At 66.5% G+C, this 3,039-nt stretch carries 4 protein-coding genes and 1 pseudogene; 4 read left to right on the top strand and 1 reads right to left on the bottom strand.

All coding sequences use genetic code 11. The features are described from left to right. Positions 1-96: 96 nt before the first annotated feature. On the bottom strand, positions 97-1,110 hold the full coding sequence (locus tag R1101_RS0120050) for an iron-siderophore ABC transporter substrate-binding protein (RefSeq protein ID WP_016935089.1): 1,014 nt from the start codon (positions 1,108-1,110) through the stop codon (positions 97-99). A 352-nt stretch (positions 1,111-1,462) separates the two neighbouring features. On the opposite strand from R1101_RS0120050, the gene R1101_RS0120045 reads away from it, so the two are divergent. The 4 genes and pseudogenes from R1101_RS0120045 to R1101_RS27690 all read left to right on the top strand — a co-directional run. After that, positions 1,463-1,744, top strand: a complete 282-nt coding sequence (locus R1101_RS0120045) for a hypothetical protein (protein WP_232284797.1) — start codon at positions 1,463-1,465, stop codon at positions 1,742-1,744. A 79-nt stretch (positions 1,745-1,823) separates the two neighbouring features. After that, entirely contained in the window at positions 1,824-2,222 is a 399-nt protein-coding gene (locus R1101_RS0120040; RefSeq protein ID WP_026003501.1) for a hypothetical protein, read from the top strand. Positions 2,223-2,477: 255 nt separating this feature from the next. After that, a complete protein-coding gene (locus tag R1101_RS0120035) occupies positions 2,478-2,837 on the top strand; it encodes an NADH-quinone oxidoreductase subunit A (RefSeq protein ID WP_016935086.1) in 360 nt (119 codons plus the stop codon). Positions 2,838-2,935: 98 nt separating this feature from the next. Then, a pseudogene (locus R1101_RS27690) lies at positions 2,936-3,039 on the top strand (NADH-quinone oxidoreductase subunit B); the annotation flags it as partial.

Genomic DNA, 3,039 nt, shown 5'->3' with positions numbered 1-3,039 from the left:
TGCAGATCATGCAGTCCATCGGTGATCTGATGATCCGCAGGCTCGCGCACCGGCGGTGACACCCGGGAGCCGGGCGCACCACCGGTGGCGTCCGGCTCAGCGGTCGAGCTTCGCGATCGCCTCGTCGATGAGCGGGATGTAGCGGTCGATCGCCCACGGCACGGTGAGCGGATTGATGATCGACGAGCCGGTGACGAAAGGTTGTTCCTTCGGCGCGACCAGCGACCCGCGGGCGACCGCCGGGATCTGCCGGTAGACCGGCTGGGCTTCGATCTCGGCGCGGTTCGCCGGGTCGGAGTAGAAGGTGAAGATCAGGTCCGATTCGGACAGCAGGCCGGCGTTCTCGAGACCGATGACCGCGGAGTCGGTGCCCTCGGTCTCTTCGAGCGTCTCCGCGACCGGGTCGACCGTCAATCCGAGTCCGCGGACCATCGCCACCCGTTGTTCATCGGGCATGAACACCCCGAGCGTGCCGGGGCCGGTGTTGTAGATGTAGGAGAACGTCACGTCGGCGTACTCGGGATGGGCCGCCGCGGCGGCCTCGAAGGTGTCCTCGATCTCGGTGATCAGGCCGAGGGACTCCTCGTGCCGGCCGAGGGCGGTGCCGATGGTCTCGATCTGGTCCTGCCAGGTGATCGTCCACGGCAGTTCGGGATAGGCGACGGTCGGGGCGATCGCGGACAACAGGTCGTACTGTTCCTGCGTGATCCCGGACCACGGAGCAAGGATGACGTCCGGCGCGAGTCGGGCGATCGCCTCGACGTCCACCTCGGCTCCGCCGGTGAACTGTTCGGGCAGCGGCTCGCCGCGCTCGGTCAGTTCCTCGTGGATCCAGGGCAGGTATCCCGTTTCGTCGCTGCCCCAAGGATATTCCTCCACACCGATCGGGGTGACACCCAATGCGATCGCCGTCTCGGCCGAGCCCATCCCGAGCGTGACGACCCGTTCGGGTTGCGCGTCGATCTCGGCGGTCCCCAGTGCGTGTTCGATCACGACGGGCTCGAATTCGCCGGTGGGTGAGTCGTTCGGCTCGATGTCGGCTCCGGACGAGCATGCCGTGAGGGCGACGGCGGCGGCGACCAGCACGGCGGTCGCGCGCGGAATGTGCATCAGGGCTGCCGGGCGAGGCTCGCGGCCGGGGCGCAGGGATCGGAGTTTCATGGGTACCTCTCGGCGATGGGGGGCAGATCAAGAGGTGAGCCTAACCTTCTTTCAAGCCCGTCGGTGACCGGCAGATTTCAGGGTGCCTGTCGGATTCGTGATGTCCCACAAACAGATCACGAGACGCATGTCACATTTGATAGTATTCTGTTATCGAAACCGCTCACGGCCCGAGCGGAGAAGGGAATGGCCGTAACCGGCTCCCGCGGGGGTTCGCTCGTCACCGACAATTCGTCGACAGGGATGGTGAGTGGACGCGGGGGTGCGGGAGGGGTCGTTCCGGGGAGGAACGGAGATGCTCATGGTTGCATCCACAGGCAAGAGGTCCGATTCGATACCACGCTCGAGTCGGCGAATTCTCGCGATCATCGCGCTCACGGGAATGCTCACGATCGGTTTCCTGGCGGCGGTGTTCACCGGGTCCTACCTGATCGGCGGCGCGTTCGCCATGCTGACCGGTGCGTGCATCGTCCTGGCACACCTGATGATCGCGCCCGCCTCGATCATCCACGACGACGAGGCGGAGACGGCTGCCCGTTCCGATGTCCGGGGGCGGTGGCATCTTCTCGGAAGCGGATCCTGATCTCGGGCTCCGTCTCCGTACCGCCCCGCGACACGCGGGTTCCCCGGGCGAACCACCGGACTCGGCTAGCATCGTGCCCGTGACCGACTCGCTGCGCATCCTCGTCTACAGCGACGATGCGACCGTGCGGCAGCAGGTTCGTGATGCCCTCGGTACCCGCCTGCACCCGGATCTGCCCCCGCTCGACTATGTGGAGGTCGCGACACCACCGGTCGTCGTCGAACGCATGCATGCCGGCGACATCGATCTCGCCGTGCTCGACGGTGAATCCGCTCCGGCCGGCGGAATGGGGATCGCGAAGCAGCTCGAGGACGAACTCGACTCGTGTCCGCCGATCGTCGTCCTGATCGCCCGCGCCGACGACGAATGGCTGGCCCGCTGGTCGGGCGCCGAGGTGGCGCTGCGGCATCCGGTCGACCCGATCCGGCTCGGCCGGCAGGTCCTTGCTCTGCTCACCTCTCGCTCCCGCCACTCCTGACTCTTCGGGCGCGGCCGGCAGACCGCGAACCTGTATGAGGGGAGGGGAATCTACCCTCCTTCCCGGTGCGGAGCAGCCCGACACGCCGCCCCGAATCGGGGGTGTGAAATCGCGACAAGTCCGACGCGAACACCACTAGTGTGTGCCGTAACTCACATGCCGGCCCTGGGGCGAGGACCCCCGGTGCACGGCGGAGTGGGTGCGCGGGCGACGAGAAGGCCCGCGGCCGGATTCGCGCGAGGAACCGGAGGTGGCATGAACGCCTACGTACCGATCCTGGTACTCGGTGGCATCGCGCTGGCCTTCGCGGTTTTCTCCGTCGCGGTGGCGAGCCTCGCGGGTCCGAGCCGATACAACCGCGCCAAACTCGACGCCTACGAGTGCGGCATCGACCCGACGCCCCAGCCGGTGGGTGGTGGCCGCTTCCCGGTGAAGTACTACCTCACCGCGATGCTGTTCATCATCTTCGACATCGAGATCGTCTTCCTGTACCCGTGGGCGGTCCACTTCGACGCGCTCGGCGTCTTCGGTCTGGCAGCGATGGCGCTGTTCATGTTCAACGTCTTCGTCGCCTACGCCTACGAGTGGAAACGAGGAGGCCTGACATGGGACTGACGCCCCACATGCACGCCCGGACCTGTTGTACCCGAATCGGTTACGCGACCCGTACGGCGGTCGTCCGGTCCGTCCGATTCCGGGGGGAGTGACAGGTCATGGGCATCGAGGAGAAGGTTCCCAGCGGTTTCCTGCTCAGCACCGTCGAGACACTCGCCGGGTTCGCACGCAAGGGTTCACTGTGGCCCGCCTCCTTCGGGCT

Source organism: Rhodococcus sp. R1101 (assembly GCF_000278445.1).
Taxonomy (GTDB): Bacteria; Actinomycetota; Actinomycetes; order Mycobacteriales; family Mycobacteriaceae; genus Rhodococcus; species Rhodococcus gordoniae.
This window is presented reverse-complemented; position numbering and strand designations above follow the sequence as displayed.